The organism is Pontibacillus sp. ALD_SL1 (genome assembly GCF_017355605.1).
Window position 1 is genome coordinate 1,196,648 of the sequence record NZ_CP062974.1, and the last position, 25,152, is coordinate 1,221,799.

General features: G+C 44.4%; 23 protein-coding genes and 1 riboswitch. Of the genes, 15 read left to right on the top strand and 8 right to left on the bottom strand.

Going from position 1 to position 25,152, the window contains the following annotated elements; genetic code table 11:
* Positions 1-248: 248 nt before the first annotated feature.
* The 3 genes from guaC to IMZ31_RS06010 all read right to left on the bottom strand — a co-directional run bounded on the left by guaC (position 249) and on the right by IMZ31_RS06010 (position 2,822).
* The gene (gene guaC / locus IMZ31_RS06000) at positions 249-1,232 is read right to left on the bottom strand and encodes a GMP reductase (RefSeq protein ID WP_305849402.1); all 984 of its coding nucleotides are present in this window, start codon (positions 1,230-1,232) and stop codon (positions 249-251) included.
* 171 nt (positions 1,233-1,403) lie between these two features.
* Complete coding sequence (locus IMZ31_RS06005) at positions 1,404-1,667, bottom strand: DNA alkylation repair protein (protein ID WP_207529659.1); 264 nt, start codon at positions 1,665-1,667, stop codon at positions 1,404-1,406.
* 366 nt (positions 1,668-2,033) lie between these two features.
* On the bottom strand, positions 2,034-2,822 hold the full coding sequence (locus tag IMZ31_RS06010) for a serine hydrolase (protein WP_207529660.1): 789 nt from the start codon (positions 2,820-2,822) through the stop codon (positions 2,034-2,036).
* 302 nt (positions 2,823-3,124) lie between these two features.
* On the opposite strand from IMZ31_RS06010, the gene IMZ31_RS06015 reads away from it, so the two are divergent.
* The 7 genes from IMZ31_RS06015 (at position 3,125) to IMZ31_RS06045 (ending at position 11,705) form a co-directional block, all read left to right on the top strand.
* Entirely contained in the window at positions 3,125-4,135 is a 1,011-nt protein-coding gene (locus IMZ31_RS06015; protein ID WP_207529661.1) for a LacI family DNA-binding transcriptional regulator, read from the top strand.
* Positions 4,136-4,180: 45 nt separating this feature from the next.
* Positions 4,181-5,530, top strand: coding sequence for an ABC transporter substrate-binding protein (locus IMZ31_RS06020; protein ID WP_207529662.1), 1,350 nt, complete (start codon positions 4,181-4,183; stop codon positions 5,528-5,530).
* 210 nt (positions 5,531-5,740) lie between these two features.
* On the top strand, positions 5,741-7,012 hold the full coding sequence (locus IMZ31_RS06025) for a carbohydrate ABC transporter permease (protein WP_207530317.1): 1,272 nt from the start codon (positions 5,741-5,743) through the stop codon (positions 7,010-7,012).
* 12 nt (positions 7,013-7,024) lie between these two features.
* Positions 7,025-7,852 carry a carbohydrate ABC transporter permease gene (locus tag IMZ31_RS06030; protein WP_207529663.1) on the top strand — a complete coding sequence of 276 codons (828 nt, stop codon included), beginning with the start codon at positions 7,025-7,027 and terminating at the stop codon, positions 7,850-7,852.
* Positions 7,853-7,870: 18 nt separating this feature from the next.
* Positions 7,871-9,574, top strand: a complete 1,704-nt coding sequence (locus IMZ31_RS06035; RefSeq protein WP_207529664.1) for a glycoside hydrolase family 13 protein — start codon at positions 7,871-7,873, stop codon at positions 9,572-9,574.
* A 308-nt stretch (positions 9,575-9,882) separates the two neighbouring features.
* Positions 9,883-9,961: riboswitch (glycine riboswitch) on the top strand.
* A 94-nt stretch (positions 9,962-10,055) separates the two neighbouring features.
* Entirely contained in the window at positions 10,056-10,331 is a 276-nt protein-coding gene (locus tag IMZ31_RS06040; protein ID WP_188652622.1) for an ACT domain-containing protein, read from the top strand.
* A gap of 12 nt (positions 10,332-10,343) precedes the next feature.
* The gene (locus IMZ31_RS06045) at positions 10,344-11,705 is read left to right on the top strand and encodes a PFL family protein (RefSeq protein ID WP_207529665.1); all 1,362 of its coding nucleotides are present in this window, start codon (positions 10,344-10,346) and stop codon (positions 11,703-11,705) included.
* Between the two features lie 274 nt (positions 11,706-11,979).
* Here IMZ31_RS06045 and IMZ31_RS06050 read toward each other — a convergent pair whose 3' ends face one another.
* From IMZ31_RS06050 to IMZ31_RS06065, 4 genes are all read right to left on the bottom strand, one after another.
* Entirely contained in the window at positions 11,980-12,357 is a 378-nt protein-coding gene (locus IMZ31_RS06050; RefSeq protein WP_207529666.1) for a 5-carboxymethyl-2-hydroxymuconate Delta-isomerase, read from the bottom strand.
* A 15-nt stretch (positions 12,358-12,372) separates the two neighbouring features.
* Positions 12,373-13,131, bottom strand: coding sequence for a fumarylacetoacetate hydrolase family protein (locus IMZ31_RS06055; protein ID WP_207529667.1), 759 nt, complete (start codon positions 13,129-13,131; stop codon positions 12,373-12,375).
* Complete coding sequence (locus IMZ31_RS06060; protein WP_207529668.1) at positions 13,128-13,904, bottom strand: fumarylacetoacetate hydrolase family protein; 777 nt, start codon at positions 13,902-13,904, stop codon at positions 13,128-13,130. The genes IMZ31_RS06055 and IMZ31_RS06060 overlap by 4 nt, the downstream gene beginning before the upstream one ends.
* A 75-nt stretch (positions 13,905-13,979) precedes the next feature.
* Positions 13,980-14,876, bottom strand: coding sequence for a LysR family transcriptional regulator (locus IMZ31_RS06065; RefSeq protein WP_207529669.1), 897 nt, complete (start codon positions 14,874-14,876; stop codon positions 13,980-13,982).
* Positions 14,877-15,023: 147 nt separating this feature from the next.
* On the opposite strand from IMZ31_RS06065, the gene hpaI reads away from it, so the two are divergent.
* The 7 genes from hpaI (at position 15,024) to IMZ31_RS06100 (ending at position 22,824) form a co-directional block, all read left to right on the top strand.
* Complete coding sequence (gene hpaI, locus IMZ31_RS06070) at positions 15,024-15,947, top strand: 2,4-dihydroxyhept-2-ene-1,7-dioic acid aldolase (protein WP_207529670.1); 924 nt, start codon at positions 15,024-15,026, stop codon at positions 15,945-15,947.
* Between the two features lie 77 nt (positions 15,948-16,024).
* Positions 16,025-17,518 (top strand): 5-carboxymethyl-2-hydroxymuconate semialdehyde dehydrogenase, encoded by a 1,494-nt coding sequence (gene hpaE / locus IMZ31_RS06075; RefSeq protein ID WP_207530318.1) that lies wholly within the window; start codon positions 16,025-16,027, stop codon positions 17,516-17,518.
* 12 nt (positions 17,519-17,530) lie between these two features.
* Positions 17,531-19,006: a 4-hydroxyphenylacetate 3-monooxygenase, oxygenase component gene (hpaB, locus tag IMZ31_RS06080; RefSeq protein WP_207529671.1), complete on the top strand. Its 1,476-nt coding sequence runs from the start codon at positions 17,531-17,533 to the stop codon at positions 19,004-19,006.
* Between the two features lie 12 nt (positions 19,007-19,018).
* Positions 19,019-19,999, top strand: a complete 981-nt coding sequence (gene hpaD / locus IMZ31_RS06085) for a 3,4-dihydroxyphenylacetate 2,3-dioxygenase (RefSeq protein ID WP_207529672.1) — start codon at positions 19,019-19,021, stop codon at positions 19,997-19,999.
* A 535-nt stretch (positions 20,000-20,534) separates the two neighbouring features.
* The gene (locus tag IMZ31_RS06090) at positions 20,535-21,980 is read left to right on the top strand and encodes an aldehyde dehydrogenase family protein (RefSeq protein ID WP_207529673.1); all 1,446 of its coding nucleotides are present in this window, start codon (positions 20,535-20,537) and stop codon (positions 21,978-21,980) included.
* A gap of 9 nt (positions 21,981-21,989) precedes the next feature.
* Positions 21,990-22,451, top strand: coding sequence for a flavin reductase family protein (locus tag IMZ31_RS06095; RefSeq protein ID WP_036781599.1), 462 nt, complete (start codon positions 21,990-21,992; stop codon positions 22,449-22,451).
* A 58-nt stretch (positions 22,452-22,509) separates the two neighbouring features.
* Positions 22,510-22,824 (top strand): hypothetical protein, encoded by a 315-nt coding sequence (locus IMZ31_RS06100; protein WP_207529674.1) that lies wholly within the window; start codon positions 22,510-22,512, stop codon positions 22,822-22,824.
* 26 nt (positions 22,825-22,850) lie between these two features.
* Here IMZ31_RS06100 and IMZ31_RS06105 read toward each other — a convergent pair whose 3' ends face one another.
* Positions 22,851-23,303: a hypothetical protein gene (locus tag IMZ31_RS06105; RefSeq protein WP_207529675.1), complete on the bottom strand. Its 453-nt coding sequence runs from the start codon at positions 23,301-23,303 to the stop codon at positions 22,851-22,853.
* 326 nt (positions 23,304-23,629) lie between these two features.
* Here IMZ31_RS06105 and IMZ31_RS06110 point away from each other — a divergent pair, with 326 nt between their 5' ends.
* Positions 23,630-25,150, top strand: coding sequence for a class I adenylate-forming enzyme family protein (locus tag IMZ31_RS06110; protein WP_207529676.1), 1,521 nt, complete (start codon positions 23,630-23,632; stop codon positions 25,148-25,150).
* Positions 25,151-25,152: the final 2 nt, after the last annotated feature.

Sequence of the window (25,152 nt, forward strand, 5' to 3'; positions counted from 1 at the left end):
GGAGAAGTTACGAAAGAGGGCGGGGAACTTACAAAAGAGAGAGGAGAACTTACGAAAGAGGGCGGGAAAGTTACGAAAGGAAGTGGAGAAGTTACGAAAAAGGTCGGAGAACTTACCAAAGAGACCAGAGAAGTTACTAAAAAGGAATAGAATTAACTAGAAACTAAAAAAACGAGCCCCCCGGCTCGTTTTTTCTGTATTTAAATTCAATCTATACCTTGCTAACAAAACGTTTCCACTTTAGTAGTTTAGTAAACTTTGTCTCCATTAAAGATCGAATTCTTTACAACTACGTAATCTACGTGTTTGATCCCATCAAGATCTGTGCCGCCAGCGTAAGAGATCGCAGACTGAAGGTCTTGTTGCATTTCAACTAGCGTGTCTTCAAGAGAGCCTTTGTGCTCGACGAACATTTTCTTGCCTTCTACGTTTTTCTTCTCGCCTTTTTGGAATTCAGAGGCAGAGCCGAAGTATTCTTTGTAAAGCTTCCCTTCTCGCTCGACAGTTTCACCAGGGGATTCTTCGTGACCGGCGAATAGGGAACCGATCATTACCATTGTTGCACCGAAACGTACGGATTTCGCGATGTCCCCGTGTGTACGAATTCCCCCGTCTGCGATGATTGGTTTTGAAGCGGCTTTCGCGCACCAGCGAAGGGCTGCTAGTTGCCAACCACCTGTACCAAAGCCTGTTTTAATTTTCGTAATACATACTTTTCCTGGTCCAATGCCAACTTTTGTAGCATCGGCGCCGGCATTCTCTAATTCCCGAACGGCTTCAGGTGTACCAACATTTCCTGCGATGACGAAGGTAGAAGGTAAGTGGTTCTTGATATGTTGAATCATTTGAATGACTGCGTTGGAATGACCATGAGCAATGTCAATTGTAATGTAATCTGGAACAAGTCCTTCTGCTGCAAGCTCTTCAATAAATCCGTATTCTTCTTCTTTCACACCGACACTAATAGAAGAGATCAGCCCACGTGTTTTCATATCTTGAATGAAAGCACGGCGAGTCTCAGGCTCGAAGCGGTGCATCACATAGAAATAACCTTTCTCAGCTAAGAACGTTGCAATGGTTTCGTCTATAATGGTCTGCATGTTAGCGGGTACGACAGGTAATTGAAAGGTATGGTTGCCTAACGTCACTTTTGTATCACATTCTGAGCGGCTATTTACGACACATTTTGCCGGAATTAATTGAACATCTTCATAATCAAACACATTTTCCATCATATACACTCCTAAAAGCGAATGTTTAAATCCGCTTGAATCGTTATCGTTCGTACATAATGTAATGTAACGCATTTTTGTAAGAATGTCAAAAGGAAACTCTTGTTATAGTTCGGAAATTAACAATAAAAAAGGATCAACATCTCTATTGAGACTTGATCCTTCTTTGATTTACGAACTTTTATCGTATTCCGCACGTTTAATGAACGATATTTCTTCTTCGATCACTCCACATGCTGCACATTGTACGCGAATCTCTGGCCCTCGATATTGCATGTGCATAGGCTGAGAGGTGAGATCTTCATATTCTTCAACGATCTCTCCTGTCTGAGGATTTTTCTTTACTGGGGTAACGACTTGTTCAATAAGGTTGAAGCGTGTTTTATTCGTTTTGCAACTCGGACAGAGGTAAGGAGAAGTATGTTCAGTATTCATGAATGAAACCTCCTTTATAGGTTTAGTTTAGTATGTGCACATCTGTATTCTTTACTCATCAATACTTTATTGGATAGAAAGTTAGGTAATGCTGCGTTTTTATAAAATATAGACGTTATGGAATCAATACTCATCCTCCAGTCGGATGATCTGAGAAACTTCTAAATTCTTATTAAAGCAGATATCGATATTTGCTATTGCTATAAAAAATTTGCAAGCCTCCACGCAGGAACTGGATAGACTTCTTACCTCCGCGATAGTCTCGCATTCCCAAAGCTTGCCCTGATTTAATTTGAGTAACGGCCTCGCAAATAAAAAAGAAGAGCCAACATCAGTTCAATGTTTTTTTATAAGACCAAGAACAAATTAATGATTCTTTACAATCTCTTCCACAATCAGTTGCCCTATAGAGGCAATCAGTTCACGTCCTTCCTGGTTTCTTGTGAGATCATCAGTTAAGACAGCAACATAGACGGTTTGACCTTTATATTCAAAAAAACCCACGTCGTGTTGGGCGCCTTCGAGTTCGCCTGTTTTGTGAAAGGCCTCGATTTCTTCTGAGGATGTAAAAGATCCGAGCATGTCTTTAAACTGTTGATTATGTAGGATTTGCTTCATTGCCAATTGGTCATCTTTTGAAAAAAGTGGGTGGGGTTCGTTGATTGCTTGTAAACAGGCCATCATATCCCCGGCTGTGGTGCGGTTTTCGAAGCCTTTGTCGGTTGCGATAGTATCCATGAAGAAGCGCTCCATGACTGAATTTTGACAACCGAGCTGGTTCATAAGGATATTTACATTCTCTATACCGACTGCTTTTAACACGATGTTGGCAGCTGTGTTATCCGATACGATTATCATAAGGTCAATTAGCTGGCGTAGTGTATAGTCTTGTTTTCCGGATAAATAGTGAATTACCCCTGCGCCAGCTACTGTTTTGGAGGGATTTATGGTTTGTACTTTATCAAGATTAAGTGCTCCTTCCTGTTGTTGACGGAAAGCTTCCATCATGATGGGAACTTTGATGACGCTGGCGGCACGGAAGGGGATGTTTTCATTCTTTGAGATAATAGAGCGATTGTGGTAGCGGATCAATATTGCTTGAGAGGCATTTTTTTCAGAAATTAGGTTCTTTACTTTGCTACGTATCCCGTTCATTGACCATCACGTTTCCTTTCTATAAAGAGTTAGACATTTGCTTCTTTTACCATAACAGATGTCCTTGTCCTGGTACCATTTATATGTGAGGAACTAACCCATGTGGGAATGTAAGATTTTGTAGATTACTGTCGCACGGTTTTGGTTGCGGGTCAATAGGCGGTGATATATAATCAAGTCAACAAATTGAAAACGGTTTCAAAAAGCAATTCAGTACATATACTTGCATTTTGAATCAATTAATCTAGTTATTTTTGAAAACGGTTTCAAAAAAGTCTTCTCCCAAGGAAAGGGGGGTGGTTATGGTTACGATTGATGATGTGGCGAAGCGGGCCGGGCTATCGAAGTCAACCGTTTCAAGAGTAATAAACGACTACCCACACGTATCCATTAAGAAGAAAGAGAAAGTGTTTGAAGCGATGAAGGAACTTGGATACGTTCCCAATTCATCGGCGAGGAGCTTGCGAAATAAGAAAACGCAAATGATTGCAGTTCTGGTCCCCCGAATCATGAACCCGTTCTTCGGACAGTTGACAGAATCGATGGAAATACAAGCAGCGAAACATGGCTACCAACTATTAATCTGTCAGACGATGTACTCGAAAGTAACAGAGCTTAAGCACCTGGAGCTTTTAAAAATGAGGCAAGTGGATGGCATGATCTTAACGTCAATCGAGAACGACTGGGGCGTAGTGAAAGAGTATTTATCCTATGGTCCAATGATTCTTTGTAATGAGTTTGAAGAGGAGGCTAGGATCCCAACCGTTAAGTTTGATCAGGTTCATGGCGGCTATGTCGCGACCAAACATCTGATCAGGCAGGGGCATAAGAAAATTGCCTACTGTACAGGCGGGCAGAAAAGTAATGTGGGCCACCATCGACGAAGGGGATTCGACCTTGCTTTAGAAGAATTTCACTTATCATTTGATGATCGCCATGGATTCTATGACGCGTTTTCCATTGAAGATGGCATTCGCATTTTTAAACACATCAATCAGATGTCTGATCCACCTACCGCTGTTTTTACAGGAAGTGATGAAGTGGCAGCAGGGATCATTACAGGAGCGAAGGAATACGGGGTGAACGTTCCTGAAGCGTTAGCTGTAATCGGTTTTGACAATCAAGTAATTACGAAACTGGTGGACCCGAAAATTTCAACAGTGGAACAGCCCATTCCTTTTTTAGCAAAAAGGGCGGTTGAGGTTATGGTTGACCGGATTCATCACAAAGGGAACGACCAAGAAGTGTATGAGTATCCATTAGAGTTAATTATCAGAGAGTCAACAGTCAGTCCAATCCGGGCTGTTGAATAAATCGCTTTAATGAAAACGGATTCAAAATTAAGGGGAGGTCTTTTAATGAAAATGAAGCACTGGTTGTTGTCGTTTATGTTGGTGTTTGTATTAGCCCTTGCAGCTTGTGGTGGAGATGATGATACAACATCGTCTACGAATAATGAAGATGATTCTACAACGGAAGAAACGGACACGTCTTCTGACAATAGTGAAGAAGAAGCTACAGAATCTGATGAAGTTGTAACACTTGTTTATGCACGTGGGCAAGATTCTACAGAAGGCACAGATAAAATCATAGAAGCCTTCAATGAGCAACACCCGAACATTCAAGTAGAATTTCGTGAAATGCCTTCTGATACAGGGCAACAGCACGATCAATATGTAACGATGCTAAACGCTGAGTCTTCTGAAATTGATGTTATGGACTTAGACGTTGTATGGCCGGCCGAGTTTGCACAAGCTGGTTACGTGCTGCCGCTTGATCGGTTCTTGCAAAAAGACGGTGTAAATACTGATGATTACAACCAGGGAGCACTATCTGCTTCTTCCTTTAACGGAAAGCAGTGGGCACTGCCGAAGTTTATCGACACAGGACTATTATTCTATCGTACAGATATCATCTCAGAAGACCAAGTACCAACGACTTGGGATGAGCTGATTGCATCTGCTAAAGAGAACAAAGGTGCTGAAGGTACAGAATTTGGATACTTAATGCAAGCGAAGCAATACGAAGGTCTAGTGTGTAACGCGATTGAATTTATCGCTTCTTATGGCGGGTCCATCCTAAATGAAGACGGAGAAGTTGTTGTAAATAGCCCTGAAACGATTAAAGGGATTGAAAAGATGGTCGAAGTCGCTTCTTCTGATTTCGTTCCTGGAAACGTAACGACCTTTACTGAAGTTGAGTCTCATACTGCTTTCATTGAGGGACAGTCTCCGTTCATTCGTAACTGGCCATATCAATGGAATCTGGCAAATGATGAAAACGAATCTAACATCGTTGGAAACATCGGAGTTGCACCACTTCCAGCAGGTGATGCAGGTTCTGCAGCAGCGCTTGGTGGCTGGATGACAGCGATCAACAAATACTCTGAGCATCCACAAGAAGCGTGGGAGTTCGTTAAATTCATGACAGGTCCAGAAGGTCAGAAGATCTCTGCCATTCATGGTGGCCTAGCACCAACACTTCCAGCTCTATTTGAAGACGAAGAAGTGCTTGAAGCCAACCCATTCTTCAAGCAAGAAGGGTTCCAGAATGGACTTGAAGCAGCTGTTTCCCGTCCTGTAGCGCCAAACTATCCAGAAGTTTCTGAGATCATTCAAATTAATGTATCAAAAGCGATTGCTGGTGAGGTTACTCCAGAAGAAGCAGCAGCGAATATGGAAAAAGAATTACAAGAAGTGATGCAGTAAGTCCATTCAGAGAGATGAAGTGAAGGGCGACTTTTTCTTCCAACTTTATAAATGACAGTCGTTTATATCGTGGGAAGGAGGAGTGCCCTTTTCTACTCTCCTGAACCCTTTAGGGCAATAAAGGAGGAGGTTGTCGTGTCGACTCGGCTGAAAACGTCAAAACAGGATGTCACCACGAAGGTAAATGATTCAAAGAAGAAAGAGAGAAGAATGGGTTACCTTTTAGTTGCTCCATCGTTAATCCTCATATTGGCCATTGCGATTTGGCCTGTTATGCAATCCTTTTATTTTAGCTTATTTGATTACAGATTAAATGACCCAACGAAGTCTAGCATTCATTTAGATTATACGCTTGATCTCGAGCGGTACTTAAATAACCAGCCCTTTTTAGTGACGGCACTTGACCAAGAGATCGATGATGCACCCTCTGATGTTCAAAATCAGCTCCAGGGCATGTTGGCAGAGTTAACGGAGTTTGATGAGCGGTTAAAAGCTCAGGATGGTGTGGCAGGTCCTTATGAAGAGGTAGATGAACTCCTATTTAACTTTAAAGTTCCAAGTGAGGATCTTAAATTTGTTGAGATTGACCGATCATTCGGACAAGAGTTTGATGACGAATTCGCTTCCATTAATAAAGAGTTAAATGAGTTGCAGGATGAAGGCGTCTTGCAGCAAGGAGACAAGCTCACCGGTTTATCGAATGCTTTACTTAAAACGGTTGTCGAGTCGAACTTTATTGGCCTCGACCATTATAAAAATAGCTTAACAGAAAAGCGCATGTGGGTTTCCCTTATGAATACTGGAGTTTTCACTGTCATCTCAGTTGGATTTGAGCTCGTCCTTGGTATGGCGATTGCGCTTCTGATTAATAAAGCATTTTTCGGACGAGGTATGGTTAGGGCGGCAATTCTAATACCGTGGGCCATTCCGACAGCTGTTTCCGCTAAAATGTGGGGCTTTCTTTACGATGGGCAAAACGGAATCATCGCTAAATTCTTTGCTGATATTGGCATGATCGATCAAATGAGTACTCTTCTCACCACACCATTTGGCTCGATGGCAGCGGTTATTTTAACAGATGTATGGAAGACAACGCCGTATATGGCCCTTCTTTTACTAGCTGGGCTTCAAACGATTCCAAGTTCATTGTATGAGGCATCTTCGATTGATGGAGCAAGTAAGTGGAAGCAGTTCACACAAATCACCCTTCCGCTCCTTAAATCGAGTATCCTCGTCGCATTATTGTTCCGTACGCTCGATGCCTTCCGTGTTTTTGACTTAATTTACGTATTAACAGGTGGAGGGCCAGCGAACGCCACTGAAACAATCTCAATCTTTTCATATAAAGTTATGTTTGCTCAAACGAATTTTGGAGAAGGTTCGGCGCTTGCGGTTATTGTGTTTATCTGTGTAGCGATTATCTCAATGATTTACATTAAATTCTTAGGCTCAGACTTACTTGGAGACGGAGCGAAAAAATAAGGAGTGATCTAGATGCAGAAAAAAGCAGGGGTAGGCTTCTACCTATTCTTAGCGGTGTTTATTTTCATCATCATGTTCCCGTTTCTGTGGATCTTATTGAGCTCCGTCAAGCCGGTAGCTGAATTGTTTGGTGATGAAGCATTTAATTGGTTTACAAGTAATCCAACAGTTGAGAACTATGTGTCTGTCTTTGTGAATTATCCATTTTTGAAGTACCTATGGAATAGTACCGTCGTAGCGACGATCACAACGGTTTATACCGTTTTTGTAGCGGCTTTTGCAGCTTATGCGATAGCACGTCTCGATTTCCCTGGGAAAACCGTAATTCTAGGCATCGTGTTATCCGTTTCTATGTTTCCGCAAATCGCAACGATTTCGCCGATTTATATTTTTATGAAGAATTTGGGTTTAACGAATAGTTATCTCGGGTTAATTATCCCATATACGACATTTGCACTACCTTTATCGATCTGGTTACTCGTTACGTTTTTCCGTAAGATCCCGTTCGATTTAGAAGAGTCAGCGAAAATGGACGGTGCGTCTATGATGCAGACGTATTTCAAGATTATCCTGCCACTTGCTGTGCCAGGCATTTTTACAACAGCAATCTTAGTGTTCATAGCAGCATGGAATGAGTTTCTATTTGCTTTAACGATTAATACAGCAGAAAGCCATAAGACGGTGCCGGTTGGTATTGGCATGTTCCAGGGACAGTACACAATTCCGTGGGGAGAGATCACTGCGGCAACGGTAATTGTGACGGTTCCACTTGTCATTATGGTGCTGTTATTCCAGCGCCGAATCGTATCTGGTCTGACTTCAGGTGCTGTAAAAGAATAAACGAGGGGGATTTAAGAAATGGGACAATCAACACAATGGTGGAAAAACTCGGTCGTCTATCAAATCTATCCGAGAAGCTTTAATGACAGCAACGGTGATGGTATTGGAGATTTAGAAGGCATTATCGAAAAGCTTGATTATCTTGTTGAGCTTGGGATTGATGTCATCTGGCTCTCACCGATCTATAAGTCCCCTAATGATGATAACGGCTATGATATTAGTGATTATCAGGACATTATGACAGAGTTCGGTGACCTTGAAACGTGGGATCGGTTAATTACGACGATGCACGAGAAAGGACTGAAGCTTGTGATGGACCTTGTTGTCAATCACACGTCTGACGAACACCCTTGGTTCCAGGAAGCGAAGAAGTCAAAAGACAATCCGTATCGTGACTTTTATATTTGGCGTCCACCTAATGAAGAGGGGAAAGAGCCGAACAACTGGCTATCCTTTTTCAGTGGTTCAGCGTGGGAGTACCATGAGCCAACAGGCGAGTATTATCTTCATTTATTTACGAAGAAGCAGCCGGATTTGAACTGGGAAAATCCAGATGTGCGTCAGAAAGTATATGAGATGATGCGCTGGTGGTTAGATCGCGGTGTCGATGGCTTCCGAATGGACGTTATTAACTTAATTTCAAAAGTGGAAGGACTACCGGATGCGCCTGTCACGAAGCCTGATGATGAATTCCAGTGGGGGAGCGATTATTTCGCCAACGGTCCTCGTTTCATGGAATTTATGCAGGAAATGAAAGAAGAAGTGCTTGACCATTACGATATTCTGACCGTTGGGGAGACTGGATTTGTAACGCCTGAGGAAGGGAAGCAGTTTACAAATGAAGATTCAGGCGTGTTATCGATGTTATTCCAGTTCCAGCACATGGATGTCGATGCGCAGCCTGGTGGTCAGATGGGGAAATGGGAAGAGAAAGACTGGAAGCTAACTGAGTTAAAAGAAATTATGTCAAAATGGCAAGTTGAGCTCTTTAATAAGGGGTGGAACTCCCTTTATCTGGAGAACCATGACCAGCCTCGTTCGGTTTCTCGCTTCGGTGATGATGGAGAGTACCACGCTGAAAGTGCGAAGATGCTTGCAACGTGGCTCCACATGATGCAAGGCACGCCATATGTCTATCAGGGTCAGGAAATCGGGATGACAAACGTGCACTTTCCATCCATTGAGGATTACGAAGATGTGGAGATCCGAAATCTTTGGCAGGATATGGTCGTTGAAAAAGGGCATGACCCGGATGAAATTTTAAAAGCCATTCATGAAAAAGGCCGTGACAATGCACGTACGCCGATGCAGTGGGATGCTTCTGACAATGCGGGCTTCACTTCTGGCACCCCTTGGCTAAAAGTGAATCCGAATTACGATCAGATTAACGTCGAGAAAGAACGTGAGAATCCGGATTCAATCTTTCATTACTATAAGAAGCTGATTGCTCTTCGTAAAGAACATGAGGTGATCGTAAATGGGGATCACACCCTCATTTGGCCGGAAGATGAAGAAGTCTATGCATATAAGCGTGAACATGAAGGAGAAACGCTTGTCGTTGTAACAAACTGGACAGGGGAAACAGTTGAACGTCCATGGCCAGAAGACGTAAGCTTTGATCAAGCTTCCGTTATGATTCATAACTATAGCGGTTCACCTGACGCATCTAAGGAGGGTATCACCCTTCGCCCATACGAAGCAGTCGTTTACCACCAAAAATAAACTTGAAAGCAAGTACCTGGTAGCAGGTACTTGCTTTTTTGTGTTTTAGAGCAGTGAAGGGTGTCAGACACCCAGTAGTGCTTTAGAGCGTGAAAGGGTGTCTGGCACGCGGCGTTGCTTTAAAGAGATGAAGGGTGTCTGGCCCCTCTTAGTACTTTTGCAAAGTATTGAATACATCGAGTTAAATATCTAGCGATATGCTAACGGTTTAAATGAAACATAGTCCTTGACCAACGATACGCATATTGGTACCATTACATTTATTCAAAAGAATAGTGGCTGTGAAGGTTATGGGTAACACTATAACTGGAGCCAATCCTGGAGAGATCGCTTTTAAAGCGACGCCGAAGGGTTCATGATCTCAGGCAACCGGACAGGAACGAACTACATACAGAATACGTGTATGGGTACGTTTGTCTGAGGTCGGCGAGAGCTGATCTCTTTTTTTGTTCACAGAAAATAAAGTCAGAGGTGGATCATCATGGAAAAACGTAAAGCAGTAGTAAGCGTTATTGGAAAAGACCAAGTCGGCATTATCGCGAACGTGACAAACGTACTCGCAGAATATAAATTAAACGTGCTCGATATTAGCCAAACGATCGTGGAAGAGTACTTCACCATGATCATGATTATCGATGTGAAAGAAGCGCATGATCTTGATGCAATCAGAAAAGTACTACAAGAAACTGGCGAGAACTTAGGCGTGCAAATTAGTCTGCAGCTAGAAGAAGTCTTCCAGTCTATGCACCGCATTTAAGGAGGCCTCCCCATGAATATTGCATTTAACGAAATAACAGAAACCATACGTATGGTCCAAATGGAGAACCTCGATATCCGTACGGTTACAATTGGGATTAGCCTACGCGACTGTGCCGATCCCAATATCGATAAGTTAAAAGAAAATGTCTACAACAAAATCACAACGTACGCAAAAGACTTAACAACTGTAGCGGAACAAGTCGAGAAAGAATACGGCGTACCAATCATCAATAAACGAATCTCGATTACGCCTGTATCTGAGATTCTCGGTAATGCAACGGTCGCAGAAGCTGTTGAAGTTGCAAAATCATTAGACCAGGCAGCGAAAGACCTTGGCGTTGATTTTATTGGTGGTTATTCCGCTCTTACTCATAAAGGTGTCACCAAAGGCGATCAGACCTTAATTGACTCTCTTCCTGAAGCCCTAAGTGTCACTGAGCGTGTCTGTGGTTCTGTTTCTGTAGCGACTACTCGTACAGGAATCAACATGGACGTAGTCAAACAAATGGGGCACGTCATCAGTGACGCAGCAGAACGCACGAAGGATCAAAACGGAATCGCTTGTGCGAAGCTTGTGATCTTCAGTAATCCAGTAGAAGACAACCCATTTATGGCCGGCGCTTTCCACGGAACAGGTGAAGGCGAAGCGGTCCTGAACGTTGGCGTTAGTGGACCAGGAGTTGTATTGAGCGCGCTCAAGCGTTACCCGGAAGCTGATCTTGGTGAAGTATCTGACGTTATTAAAAATACGGTCTTCAAAATCACCCGCGCTGGTGAACTCGTTGGGCGCCAAGTAGCTGAACGAATCGGCGTTCCATTCGGTATTCTCGACCTTTCTCTTGCACCTACGAATGCGCTAAACGACAGTGTTGCTCGCATATTAGAAGAGATCGGACTTGAACGTGTCGGTACGCACGGGACAATCGCAGCGCTCGCTCTTATGAACGACGCTGTGAAAAAAGGTGGCGCCATGGCGAGTTCGTATGTTGGTGGCTTAAGCGGTGCGTTCATCCCAGTCAGTGAAGACGAAGGTATGATTGAAGGGGTAACAGAAGGATCCCTTTCCTTGTCAAAACTTGAAGCGATGACATGCGTCTGTTCTGTGGGTCTTGATATGATCGCCCTAACAGGTGACGCTTCACCTGCAACATTATCTGGCATCATCGCAGACGAAGCGGCAATCGGTATGATCAATAAGAAAACAACAGCCGTACGCGTCATTCCGGTTCCAGGAAGAGAAGAAGGCGAAATGATCGAATTCGGCGGACTCCTTGGCCGCGCTCCAGTTATGGGTGTAAATCCATACAGTAGCGAAGGCTTCGTGAACCGCGGCGGACGTATTCCTGCTCCGTTGCAGGCTTTGATTAATTAAATGTTTGTTATGTAGGCTGCCCAAACTTGGTTTGGGCAGTTTTTTTGTGGTCTGAGAAGAGCGTCACAAGTCTGAACGAAAGTGACTTAAGTGGAGGGAGAGTGGCTCAAGTCCAGGTGGAAGTGGCTCAAGTAGGAAGAAAGTGACTCAAGCCCTGGGGGGCGGCTCAAGTCCGGGTGGAAGTGACTCAAGCCCGAGAGACAAGCTGGAGTCTGACCAGTCTCCTGGGCTTAACTCCTCAACTTCTAAATCCACAAAAAAACAGGCTGAACGCTCAGCCTGTATACCGGTTATGAATATTATTTTTCTTCTGAGTAGGGAAGTTAAATTCCGTCACCTCAAGCGATAGAGCCAGATAGTGATCTTTAAAGCAGTCGTTAAAGAACGATTCAGCTACTGCAAATAGGGCTTCACTTGTCTCTTTTAAAATTTCCTCACTTCGACCTGCTCCTACTTTTAATTCAATATGAACGAACGAATCATCTTCCGTTCCATCAGCGACTACGTAATCTGTTAGCTTCACAGCTCGGGAACGGATCCCACCTGTTGGGAAGTGGGGAGATTCCACTAATACCAGGTTCAAGTGCTGCAACAAAGAAGGGAAATCAAAATCGACTAAATTATCGGTGTACTCCACAATAATATGAGGCAATGGGTCATTCCTCCTTCAGGATATTGGAGCGGGTTGTTCTTCAATAATCATATTCGCTAAACGGCCGATGCCCTCAATTTCTGTAACAACTTCATCACCGACGTTTACTTTTGTTGGGCCTTTTGGAGTTCCGGTTAAGATGATATCGCCTTCGTTAAGTGTCATGAAGCTACTTAAATATTCAATTAGATACGGAACAGAAAAAATCATATCTTTCGTGCTTCCTTCTTGCTCAAGTGTCCCGTTTACATACGTTCTGAGAGCGAGGTTCATGGGATCAACGATATCATCTTTATCCATAATCCAAGGCCCAATTGGCGTACAGTTATCACGGTTTTTCACACGGAAGTTCGGACGGTAGTAATTTTCTAGGTAATCACGGAAAGCGTAGTCGTTTGCAATCGTGTAGCCGGCTACATAATCGTATGCCTCATCTTTTCCGATGTTTTTTCCCTGCCTTCCGATGACAACAGCAAGCTCACATTCGTAATGCATATGCGTCACATCAGTTGGTCGAGGTGTTTCGCCATGATGGCCGATAAGTGTATTTGGTCCTTTTAAAAAGACAAGAGGTTCCTTTGGTGCGTTGAAAGCAAGTTCTGATGCATGGTCGGCGAAATTCAGACCAAGGGCAAAAATGGTGCCTGCTTCAAGAGGTGGGAGCCAAGTGACCTCTGATTCTTGTACGGTTTGTCCAGATTCTAGAATAAGCTGATCATGTTCTACAATGGCCCCGTAAATATTCCCTTTGTAACTTACGCGTGCTCTCTTCATCGGTTGCCCTCCTTCACATACGAACGTTCTGAAACAAAATGATTGGTGAGTGCGCCGATTTCATCGATTTGGATACGGACTTCATCACCTGATTGAACGTGTGGTGCGCCTGGTGGCAGACCGACGAGCAGCGTATCGCCTTTATAGAGCGTCATAAATGAGGTCACATCCGCAATGAGTTTTCCAACAGGTCGAACCAATTCTGAAGTGGAATGTTCCTGACGCAGGGCGCCGTTTATATAAATGCGAATACCGAGGTCATCTGGATTCACTACTTCATCTGTGTTTACAATCCAGGGGCCTGCTGCACAGAAGCCGTCTTGAGCTTTCTCCTTAATCGCTGGTCGGTGGATGCTTTTATGTGGTATGGATATATCGTTCACAATTGTGTATCCGCTTACAAAATCAAGCGCGTTTTTTTCTATCACTTTACTAGCCGTTCTACCAAATACGATTGCAAGCGCGGCACCGATTTCCACTTCCGTTTCGCCGTCTGGAATCGTAATCGATGTTTCTGGTCCTGTGAATGTATTACGAGGTTTCATATATAAAACGGGTGCTTCTGGTGGCTTTTTGTACGGGGCTTCATGTAGGGCTAAACCAAATTCATCTAAATTTCCTTTGTAGTTCATGGCTGTTCCGTAGACGTTGCCGGTTAAAGGGAAGTCTAATCGCAACGACCCGTCACCATCAGAGAGTGTACCTTTAGCTGGGTCAATGGTCATTTCTTTTGCTTGTGGAACGCCACTTAACTGAACTTGTGCTTTCTTCATCAGGGTTTCCTCCTTCAAGCCGAATTCGAATCACGTCTATCATAAACACAAAGATTCTAAAAATTCAAATCTTTTTTACTGGAGACTTTGAACCGGTTCAAATTGATCCATAAACTTCCTAGCAGCGACAGAGAGAAAGCGGTCCTTTAACCAGACAATAGCTGGCTCAGCCTGAATGGTCGCATCATGAATCGTTAAGACTCGGAGTCCGGGTTCATGTCTGTCCTTTAATGAGGCTTGAGGTACGATTGTGGCTCCAACTTGAGCTGAGACTAGCGACAAAAGCATGGTTACATCCGGGCATTCACAGATCACCGATGGTTCAAATCCGTGATGGCGACATTCGTCTAAGATCAATTCATATTGGCCAATTCCGCTGAGTCTATGAAGCAATAAAAGGGGAAGTTCTTCTAATTCACGCATTGAAACGCTCGTACGTCCCACAGCAAAATCTGACCAACTTTCAGGCACGACAAGAACGTAAGGTTCGGTTGGTAAATGGATGATCGAGAAATCCTCGCTATCGACAGGGAGCCGAACAATCGCTAGCTCAATTTCCCGGTTACGTAAGCTTTCGGATAGAGAAGAAGTATCGCCTTCTTGGAGTTTATAACGAAGATGAGGGTGATCGTCACGGAAGGATTTTAGTTTGGGTGGGAGATAGGAAAAACAAGACTTCACAGATCCGAGAGAGAGCGTTCCTCTTATTCCTTCACCCGTTTCCTTCACTTCTGTAACGATGTCGTCCATTTCGTGAAGAATTTTCTCAGCTCTTTGATAGAGCACCTTTCCAGCTTCTGTTAGCTCAAGTGTTCGCCCGTTCCGTTCGACCAGACTTACTTCAAGCTCTGATTCTAGTTGTTTGAGCTGCTGGCTGAGAGGAGGCTGAGCTATGTGAAGTCGCTTAGCCGCACGGGTGATCTGACGTTCCTGGGCAATCACGTAAAAATAGCGTAGCTGACGAATATCCATTCATTCAACTCCTATTCTATATATGTTTTAAATATGAAAAGAAGACTTTTTAGATATTTTAAATCTATCGTAGCACATGCTATCGTTAAAATGACAAATATTTCAGAAAAATATAAAATCTTTTCGGGCAAGAAGGGAGTTTTCTAAATGAATATTCAAGAAGCGAAACAAAGACTACGAGGGTCAATCGCGCCGATTGTGACCCCTTTTCAAAAAGACCATTCCATTGATTTTGAAGCCTTCAGAAAGCTCATTCATTGGCATATAGCCAGTGGAACGCATGCGATCTCTGTGACTGGAACAACGGGGGAGCCGAGTTCATTAACGGTTGAAGAGCGGGTTGATGTAATGAAAGAGGCTCACAAAGCGATTAACGGAAGAGTTCCTTTTGTACCTGGAACGGGGTCTACAAACCATCAGGAAACCTTGTACCTGACAAAGAAAGCTCAGGAAATCGGGGCAGATGCAGCACTTGTGATCGTTCCATATTACAATAAACCTTCACAGCATGCGCTATATAAACATTTTAAAGCCGTCGCAGATTCAGTGGATCTTCCTATCATTATCTACAACATCCCTGGGCGTACAGCGACGAATTTACATGTTGAAACGCTTCGGAAACTTAGTCAAGACTGTGAAAACATCATTGGAGTAAAAGAGTCAAACAAAGATTTTGAGCATATTAATCGCGTGTTATTAAATTGCGGTCGTGATTTCCTTCTTTATTCAGGTATTGAACTACTTTGCTACCCGATGCTTGCGATTGGTGGGGCCGGTCACATTAGTGCAACGGCGAACGTAGTGCCTGATAAAGTAGCAGAAATCTACGATGCGTGGGTAGAAGGGGATGTGCAGCGAGCGCAGGATCTGCACTATGACCTGATGCCTCTGAACGACGTACTCTTTAAAGATACAAATCCAGCTCCACTAAAAGCGGCGCTCGGTATGATGGGTAAAATCAATCCCGACCTTCGTCTGCCGATGGATTTACCAACAGGAACTTTGCAAGATGAGATTCGTTCTGTCCTTGCAAATTATGTAGAGATTGCTGATGGTATTGGATTGAAGTAATTTTTTTATCATTATAAGAAAGTGTTTACAAAAAGGAGGTCTAAACATTGAGTAATCAGTTACAGGATAAAACGCAAATGGTGAAAGACATCTTAGAGAGCGTGCGTGATGTAAATTTATATATAAACGGCTCATTTGTGGCCGCATCAAGCGGGAAGAGTTTTGAGAATATCAATCCATTTACAAATGAAACGATTAATCACATCGCAGAAGGAGACAGTGCAGATATCGATGAGGCCGTACTAGCTGCAAAGGCCGCGTTTAAAGGGGAATGGGGGCAGATGAAAGTAAAAGACCGTCTCTCCTTCATTTACAAAATCGCGGACTTAATCGATGAGCACATTCATGAAATTGCACCGCTCGAATCATACGACACAGGACTGCCCATTAGCCAGACGAAAAAGATGGTGGCCCGAGCGGCGCAGAATTTCCGTTTCTATGCTGAAATGGTCTCATCTCGTTTGGTTGGAGACGCATACCCTGTTGACGACGAATTCTTAAACTACACGATTCATAAACCGGTAGGAGTTGCCGGGCTCATTACGCCTTGGAATGCACCGTTTATGCTTGAGACGTGGAAGATTGCACCGGCGCTTGCGACAGGAAACACGGTCATTCTAAAACCTGCTGAGTGGTCACCGCTTACAGCGAACCGATTAGCGGAAATCATTGACCAGGCCGGTCTGCCAAAAGGCGTGTTCAATGTTGTTCACGGCTTCGGGGAAACAGCCGGGGCTTCACTTGTCGCTCATCCTGATGTGCAGCTTATTTCTTTCACAGGTGAAACGACAACAGGGTCTGAAATTATGCGTAACGGAGCGGATACGCTGAAGCGCTTCTCGATGGAGCTTGGTGGCAAGTCACCGATTATTGTGTTTGATGACGCCGAATTTGATCGAGCGCTCGATGCGTGTACATGGGGAATTTTCTCCTTTAACGGTGAGCGTTGTACGGCGAACTCTCGTCTTTTCATTCACGAGGGGATTTATGACGCATTCGTGGCTGCTCTGAAGGAGCGGGTCGACAATATTATCGTTGGCGATCCACTAGATGAAGGCACGCAAGTCGGGCCTCTTGCTCACCGGACGCATTATAACAGGGTGAAGAGTTATCTCGATATTGCAAAAGAAGAAGGTTGTGAAGTGTATAGCGGGCAAGTTCCAGAGAGTTTCAGTAGCGGCAATTACGTAGCGCCAACTCTTCTACTCGGAGCCGACAACAAAATGCGCATTGCTCAGGAAGAGATCTTCGGTCCTGTGATGACCGTGATTCCGTTTAAGGATGAAGAAGAAGTGATCGAGAAAGCAAATGACATTCGTTACGGCCTTGCCGGTTATGTTTGGACAAAAGACATTCAGCGCGGTCACCGCGTTGCACAGGCGGTAGATGCTGGAATGCTTTGGGTGAACTCGCAAAACGTCCGCGATCTGCGTACGCCATTTGGAGGTTCTAAGCACAGCGGGATCGGTCGTGAAGGTGGCTATTATGCGTTTGAATTTTACACCGAACAGCAAGTGATTCACGTTGCGCTTTCTGAACACCATATTCCGCAGTTCGGGAAAAAGAAATAAGGGGGAGATACGATGCCAGCAAAAACAGGTGATCAGTATATTGAGAGAATACGGAAGGCGAAGAACAATGTCTACATCGGAGGAGAGCGGGTCGAGGATCCGACTACGCACCCTTCATTTAAAAACGTCGTCAAATCAATGGCGCATTTGTATGATCTTCAGTATGAAAATCAAGACAAAATGCTGTACACATCTCCAACCTCAGGGGACAAAGTCGGCATGACGTTCATGCGTCCAGAGTCGATTGAGGATCTTATTAAGCGTCGTGAAGCGATTACGGAATGGGCCAAAGCAACAGGTGGCATGATGGGACGCTCGCCTGACTATTTGAATGCTGAAGTGATGGCAATGGGAACGGCAACAGATTTATTTGCTGAAGCCGATCCGATGTTTGCTGAGAATGCGCGTAATTACTATGAGTATTGCCGCGAGAATGACATTAGCCTCACCCACACGCTTATACATCCGCAGGTAAACCGCGCCAAAGCACAGCACGAACAGAAGGATGCGAATAATGCCCTTCACCTTGTTGAGAAGCGAAAAGACGGTATTATCGTCGATGGTATTCGCCTATTGGCAACGCAGGGTGGTATCACGGATGAGATTCTTGTTTTCCCGTCGACAGTTAAGAAGTCTGGCGAACTAGATGATCCGTATTCGTTAGCTTTTGCTGTACCAAATAACACAGAAGGCTTAAAGTTCATTAGTCGTGAGTCGTTTGATTACGGAAAGAACGAGTGGGATCATCCATTGTCCTCTAGGTTTGAAGAGGGAGACGCGATCGTTTCTTTTGAAAACGTTTTCGTTCCGTGGGAGCGTGTCTTCGTTTGTGAGAACTCGTCGATCTGTAACCGTACGTTTGGTGAAACGGGTGCCGTTGTGCATATGTCTCACCAGGTCGTCTCGAAGAACGTTGTGAAAACAGAATTCTTACTTGGCATTATCCTACAGGTTATGGACGCGATCGGCATTGATCAGTTCCAGCACGTAAAAGACAAAGGAACAGAAGTGATGCTGACTCTTGAGACGATGAAATCGCACCTTTATAAAGCTGAGCATAACGCGAAACTAGACAAATGGGGCACGATGACGCCGGACTTTGAAGCGCTTAATGCAGCTCGTAACTGGTATCCGCGTGTGTACCCTCGTATCACAGAAATTCTTCGTATTCTTGGGGCATCAGGTCTTATGGGAATCCCGACTGAAGCAGACTTCCAGCACGAGGAGATTGGTCCGATTATTAATCGTGCCATGCAAGGGAAGAACCTTGATGGTTTTGAACGTGTCCAACTGTTCCGTTTAGCATGGGATGCAACGCTTAGTGCTTTCGGTTCGCGCCAGGCGCACTATGAGTATTACTTCTTCGGAGATCCGATTAAGATGGGCATGACGTACTTTGACCAGTATGACAAAGATCCGTACAAAGACTTTGTGCAGGACTTTCTTAATAAAAGCGGTTCGAAAAAGCCAAACGTCACAAGCGTATAAGGAGGAGTCCAAATGACATTTGATATTATTCGTTCAGCCCGTGCAGTCTTACATGTAAAAGACTTAGACGCTTCTCGCACTTTTTACGAAGCGCTCGGCTTTGTGGAGACAGATGCCGATGACACGCATATTTACTACAGAGGTCTTGAAGAACACAATCATCACAGTCTTCTATTGAAAAAAGGTGACGAAGCCTCTGTTGAAGTCATTAGCTACAAGTTGATGTGTGAGGAAGACCTTGATACTCTTGCAAGCCTATTTGACGGCAAAGGCTACAAAGTAAAGTGGATGGAAGCAGGTTCGCAAAAAGCAATCGGCCGTTCCTTCCGTGTTCAAGATGTTTCTGGAATACCAGTTGAATTCTTTGCCAAAATGGATACGGTAGACCGGATGCTGCAGCGTTATGATCAATACCGCGGAGCCCGAGTGCAGCGTATTGATCACTTTAACTGCATGGTTGCTGACGTACAAAAAGCGTATGACTTTTACACAGAAGAGTTAGGCTTCCGTTGTTCGGAGTATACATCCTCAGATGACGAAGCGATTTGGGCAGCATGGCTCCACCGTAAACCAAGTGTTCACGACGTTGCCTTTATGAACGGGGACGGTCCGCGCCTTCACCACATAGGCTTCTGGCTCAGTGACCAGCTTAGCCTGATTCATGCGTGTGACGTACTCGCCTCAATGGGTTACGTCGACAGCATCGAACGCGGCCCAGGACGACACGGATTGTCGAACGCGTTCTTCCTATATTTAAGAGATCCAGACGGTCACCGGATTGAACTTTACAACGGTGACTACTTAACAAGTGATCCAGATTTCAAACCAATCCGTTGGGATATCAATGACCCCATGCGCCAGACCTTCTGGGGACACGAAGCCCCCGACCGCTGGTTCAACGAGGCGTCCCTGGTGCAGAATGTGCACACAGGCAAAACACTCCCACTCCAGGAGCCAACGCTCAAGAAAAAGAAACCAACCTTTATCATTTAGGAGGTTGTATGAGGGGATGTCCGTTGCCATATGACTGCTTGGGCAGGCTTGGGGACCACTCGCTTTCCTGCGGGGAGCTGGGAAGCCTCCTCGTTCGCTTGCGCTCTCTGTGGGGTCTCCCCTAGGCTCCTTTCCCCGCGGGAGTCTCGCAGTCCCCAAGCCTGCCCTTACGATAAGTTGGTGAACGGACTACGCTCAATGTTTTATAAGCTCCCTTGCTCCAAATTTAGTACGTTTCCGTTACTCCTAATACAGAAAAGATGGGCCGGGAAACTGCGAGACTCCTGCGGGAAGAAGAGGTAGACGAGACCCCGCAGGGCATGCTTTTTGCCCGAGGAGGCTCGACATCTCGCCCGCGGAAAGCGAGTAGTTTCCCGGCCCATCTTAATCCCCGTAAAAGTTAACGGAAACATTTCTCTAACTATTGCAAAACAACTAATGTGATCCAAGTCTATATATGATGGAGCTTATATGTGATAAATAAAAATTAGTAGAAAATTTATGAAGATGAAGAGAATTCAAGGGGGAATGGTTCGTGGGTACATTAAATACGTATACAAAGAAACATCTCTATATAGGCGGCGAGTGGGTGGAAGGGGAGCGTTATGTTCCCCTTTTTTCTCCTTATAACGGAGAAAAACTAGCCGATATCCCACAAGGAACAATCGAGGACGTGGACAGGGCGATTGAGGCGGCTGAGAAAGCGGCTTATTTAATGCGTGCCCTCTCATCACACGAGAGAGCAGGGATTCTTGATCGACTTGCTAGTCTGCTAGAGGAACGACAGGACGAAGCGGCTATGATTATTGCAAATGAAGCTGCGAAGCCGATTAAGGCGGCTCGGGTTGAGGTGAAGCGAACGATTCAGACGTATACATTTTCGGCGATGGAAGCGCGTAATCGCTATGGTGAGACGCTTCCGATGGATGCGGCGCCTGGTGGTGAGAATCGTGTTGGTTACACAGTACGGGAGCCGCTTGGCGTCATTGGGGCGATTACGCCGTTTAACTTTCCTATGAATCTGGTAGCTCATAAAGTTGGACCTGCGATTGCAGCTGGGAACTCAGTCGTCCTTAAACCGGCATCTGGTACGCCGCTTTCGGCCTTCTTTCTTGCAGAGCTATTAGAAGAAGCTGGTTTGCCAAAGGGCGCATGTAATGTGGTTACCGGAAGCGGGCGTGTTGTAGGTGATCGACTTGTAAAGGACGAACGAGTTAAGATGATTACGTTTACGGGGAGTGCGGAAACTGGGATTGGAATACGAAACCAGGCAGGACTCAAACGAGTCACCCTTGAACTTGGTTCAAATGCAGCGCTCATTGTTGATGAAGGTGTTGACCTAGCTGACGTGGCGAAGCGGGCGGTTACAGGGGCTTTTGCTTACCAGGGACAGGTGTGTATTTCGTTACAACGCATTTATGTCCATGACGCTGTCTACCAGGCGTTCCTCCGTGCTTTTGTCTCAGAAGCAGAGAAGCTGAAGATGGGGGACCCGCTTGATCCTGAGACTGATGTATCTTCTCTTATTACAAAAGAAGATACAAAACGCGCGCTTTCCTGGGTCGAAGAAGCAGTTCAGGGTGGAGCCATACTAGAAACAGGTGGTATGATAGAGGAGTATGTCATGCGTCCAACTGTGTTGACGAACGTCGATCGAACGATGAAGGTATCTTGTAAAGAGGTGTTCGCTCCTGTTGTAGTAATCGAGCGCATTCAAACGATTGAAGACGGCATTGAAGCTGTAAATGATTCCCGCTACGGACTACAGGCAGGTATTTTTACGCCAAACATTCACCACGCTTTCGAAGCAGCGGATCAACTTCACGTAGGTGGCGTGCTTATTAACGACATCCCAACGTACCGCGTTGATCACATGCCATATGGGGGTGTGAAAGAAAGTGGTACCGGACGGGAAGGAATTCGTTACTCCGTTGACGAAATGACAGAGATGAAGCTAATTATAGTTAATAAAAATAAATGAGGTGTTTTGATGGACGATCGTATGTTTAAAACCGCAATGAGTAAATTCGCAACAGGTGTCACTGTTGTGACAACAGAAACGGATGATGAAGTGCGCGGCATGACGGCCAATGCATTTATGTCTGTTTCAATGGATCCGAAATTAATCGCTGTATCTGTGGCGAAGAAAGCTAGAATGCACGAGTACATTAAAGAGTCTGGCCAATTTGTGGTGAATATCCTCTCTAACGAACAAGAAGATATGTCGAACTACTTTGCTGGAATGGTGAAAGAAAAGTGGGAGCTTACCTTTGACCGCTTTGAAGAACAGCCAGCAATTAAAGACTCACTCGTTAATATCGCGTGTAGCCTTTACGATAGCCACGAAGCAGGGGACCACACGATCTATATCGGTGAAGTGAAGAACTTGAGTATTAAAGACGGGGTTCCACTTGGGTATTATCAAGGAAAGTATTGCAAGATTACCGAATAATGATAAATAGACACGTCACTTTGAGTGGCGTGTTTTTTTGATACATAGGAGGGGTTAGATGAGGCAGATGATTTTCGCTATGATATGGGTTATGTTAGTGGGTGGAACAATCTCTGTCGTAACGTCTACAGATGTAGAATGGACTCCTATTATTGTTATGGTAATTGCAGGATTCGTGTTCGTAACTATTTTTGGTATAGTAACCTTAAATAAGAGTACAAGAGTTGCAATCATACCGCTATTGCTAGGAGGGTTCTGTTTTAGTGTGTTATGTACATTTCTCGAAGTAAGGGATTGGTTCCTTGTAAGTCTCGTGTATTATGTCGGGTTAATGATTTACTTCCTGGGTTATGAGGAGTTTCATGGTGAGTAAAGTGGGGCGCCTGTCCAACTATCTAATTAGTTATTCTCCTCATAATTAATCGTATCCATTATATAGCGAGCATCCCTATTATCCCATTTGTAAAACGCTACCTCATCCCAGTTTTCTCCGCGTCTTTCCCCTACAATCGCCCCGTCAGGTGTAAACCAAATCCGGGCACTAATTAATATAACAGATTGCTTCGGACTTCCTACACTCATATAAAGATCAGGCTTTTCTACATTTACATTAGCACTTTCTATCTTTTCCTTATGTAAGTATGTCATCATCAAGTTATCAATAATCGTCTGATTCTCCAAATCTGTAAACACATGAGGATAATCCACTCGATTTGGTTGCTCACTGTGTTGGTAGCCGAAACGGATTTCTCTTGAAACCTCATTGTGAGTAATAATTCCAACGACATACCCGCCTAGAAACAGGACAATACAAACTGATATTGTACTAATGATAAGAATTGATTTCTTCAAGCTGAACCCTCCCATTTCCAATTTCACTTACAATCCTATTCTATGAAAAGTAGTTTACAAAAGGCGTAAAAGGTTAATTTTCCATAATTTATATGATACTCCTTCATTATGAAACGAATCTTGCTTTAAAGCAAAATAATTAGCTCTAAATAAAGGAAATGTAGGGGGCGGTAACGTAAATGGTACATTAGGAATAATTAGAAAATTGTTACAACTATAAAACGAGGAGAATGTAAGAGAGAAAAGCGAATCAAAGAGTTTACGAACATACGCCGATGTTGGATCAGTTTCGTGAGAATTTTTGAAGACCAAGAGGAGGAAACGAAATGAATGGATCTGAACTGTTAGCCATGCAAGCACGTAGAAGCCCTGATCAGGAAGCGATTGTGTCAAATGGAAATCGAGTGACGTATGAGGAATGGGACGTGAGAGTGAACCGGTTGGCAAATGGACTAGCTTCTTTAGGCGTTGGCGCCGGGGACAAGGTTATTCTTCATATGCCCAATACAGAAGAGTTTCTGTATGCGTACTTCGCTGTACAGCGACTCGATGCTGTGATCGTGCCGATTAATGCAAAGCTCGTATATGATGAAATCCTTTATATTGTCGAGCACAGTGATGCGAAAGCTTTTCTCACTCATGATCTACTTTTCTCTCAAGTAGCGCCGTTTGTTGACTCCAATCTTATTTGTTTGAAGACAGGCGACGCCGATGATGGATGGCGTTCGATGGAAGCGCTGATGAAAGCTTCACCTGATACTCCTCGAACCTCAACAACAAAAGAAGACGATGAAGTCGCACTCCTCTATACATCTGGTACAACCGGAAAACCTAAAGGTGTTTTGTTTACGAACCGAAATATTCAAACCGTTGCCACCATGATGGCGATTGAAATGAAAATGGAGCCCGGTAGCCGCGTGCTCCACATGATGCCACTTAGCCACTCTGCCCCTCTCCACTTATTTATGATGTCGACGACCTACGTCGGAGCTACTCACATCCTAGCACCAACCTTCACCCCAGATTTACTTCTTGATCTTGTCTCAAAAGAACACGTCACACACTTTTTCGGCGCTCCAGTTGCTTATCTATTAACCGCCAAACATCCAAACGTAAAAGAATACGACTTAAGCTCCGTGCAATATTGGGTATACGGAGGAGCCCCGCTTGGAACGGAGGAAGTGGAGTTTGTGAAAGAACAGTTCCAGACCGATCGCTTCATGTGCGTGTATGGGTTAACCGAAGCAGGGCCAAACGGTACACTTTTATCACCACACGAACATAACAAGAAGGCAGGAAGCATTGGAAGAAGACCGGCCTTAAATAGTGAAATCGAACTTGTTGATGAAAATGGAGAGCCAGCTCCACCTGGTGAAGTCGGCGAGATTGTCCTTAGAGGCGAAGGGGTTATGAAGGGATACTACAAAGACCCTGAGAAGACGCACGAAGTTCTGCGTAATGGTTGGCTTTATACTGGTGATGTTGGGAAACGCGATGAAGATGGGTTCTTCTGGGTCATCGATCGGAAGAAGGATATGATCATCTCGGGTGGTGTGAACATCTTCCCTAAAGAGATTGAAGAATCACTCCAGACTCATCCATCTGTTGCAGAAGTTGCTGTCGTTGGAATTCCTCATCCGGACTGGGGTGAGACGGTGAAAGCATTCATTGTTCCTCAAAATGGTGTTGAATCTTCATCAGAAGAGTTGTCTTCTTTCCTTAGAAGTAAGGTTGCAGATTATAAAATCCCTAGAGTTTACGAATTTTTAGAAGCGCTACCGCGGAATGCAACAGGTAAGTTGCTGAAGCATCAGTTACGGCAAGCGCAAGCAGTGAAGGAGGTCTAATA

Excerpts from the sequence above, each read along its gene's own strand:
- IMZ31_RS06110 (WP_207529676.1), top strand. The coding sequence starts at position 23,630 with ATGAATGGATCTGAACTGTTAGCCATGCAAGCACGTAGAAGCCCTGAT.
- hpaB (WP_207529671.1), top strand. The coding sequence starts at position 17,531 with ATGCCAGCAAAAACAGGTGATCAGTATATTGAGAGAATACGGAAGGCG.
- IMZ31_RS06020 (WP_207529662.1), top strand. The coding sequence starts at position 4,181 with ATGAAAATGAAGCACTGGTTGTTGTCGTTTATGTTGGTGTTTGTATTA.
- hpaD (WP_207529672.1), top strand. The coding sequence starts at position 19,019 with ATGACATTTGATATTATTCGTTCAGCCCGTGCAGTCTTACATGTAAAA.
- IMZ31_RS06065 (WP_207529669.1), bottom strand. The coding sequence starts at position 14,876 with ATGGATATTCGTCAGCTACGCTATTTTTACGTGATTGCCCAGGAACGT.
- IMZ31_RS06100 (WP_207529674.1), top strand. The coding sequence starts at position 22,510 with ATGAGGCAGATGATTTTCGCTATGATATGGGTTATGTTAGTGGGTGGA.
- IMZ31_RS06005 (WP_207529659.1), bottom strand. The coding sequence starts at position 1,667 with ATGAATACTGAACATACTTCTCCTTACCTCTGTCCGAGTTGCAAAACG.
- IMZ31_RS06095 (WP_036781599.1), top strand. The coding sequence starts at position 21,990 with ATGGACGATCGTATGTTTAAAACCGCAATGAGTAAATTCGCAACAGGT.
- IMZ31_RS06030 (WP_207529663.1), top strand. The coding sequence starts at position 7,025 with ATGCAGAAAAAAGCAGGGGTAGGCTTCTACCTATTCTTAGCGGTGTTT.
- IMZ31_RS06040 (WP_188652622.1), top strand. The coding sequence starts at position 10,056 with ATGGAAAAACGTAAAGCAGTAGTAAGCGTTATTGGAAAAGACCAAGTC.
- IMZ31_RS06045 (WP_207529665.1), top strand. The coding sequence starts at position 10,344 with ATGAATATTGCATTTAACGAAATAACAGAAACCATACGTATGGTCCAA.
- guaC (WP_305849402.1), bottom strand. The coding sequence starts at position 1,232 with ATGGAAAATGTGTTTGATTATGAAGATGTTCAATTAATTCCGGCAAAA.
- IMZ31_RS06015 (WP_207529661.1), top strand. The coding sequence starts at position 3,125 with ATGGTTACGATTGATGATGTGGCGAAGCGGGCCGGGCTATCGAAGTCA.
- IMZ31_RS06035 (WP_207529664.1), top strand. The coding sequence starts at position 7,871 with ATGGGACAATCAACACAATGGTGGAAAAACTCGGTCGTCTATCAAATC.
- IMZ31_RS06010 (WP_207529660.1), bottom strand. The coding sequence starts at position 2,822 with ATGAACGGGATACGTAGCAAAGTAAAGAACCTAATTTCTGAAAAAAAT.
- hpaE (WP_207530318.1), top strand. The coding sequence starts at position 16,025 with ATGGTGAAAGACATCTTAGAGAGCGTGCGTGATGTAAATTTATATATA.
- IMZ31_RS06060 (WP_207529668.1), bottom strand. The coding sequence starts at position 13,904 with ATGAAGAAAGCACAAGTTCAGTTAAGTGGCGTTCCACAAGCAAAAGAA.
- hpaI (WP_207529670.1), top strand. The coding sequence starts at position 15,024 with ATGAATATTCAAGAAGCGAAACAAAGACTACGAGGGTCAATCGCGCCG.
- IMZ31_RS06025 (WP_207530317.1), top strand. The coding sequence starts at position 5,741 with ATGGGTTACCTTTTAGTTGCTCCATCGTTAATCCTCATATTGGCCATT.
- IMZ31_RS06055 (WP_207529667.1), bottom strand. The coding sequence starts at position 13,131 with ATGAAGAGAGCACGCGTAAGTTACAAAGGGAATATTTACGGGGCCATT.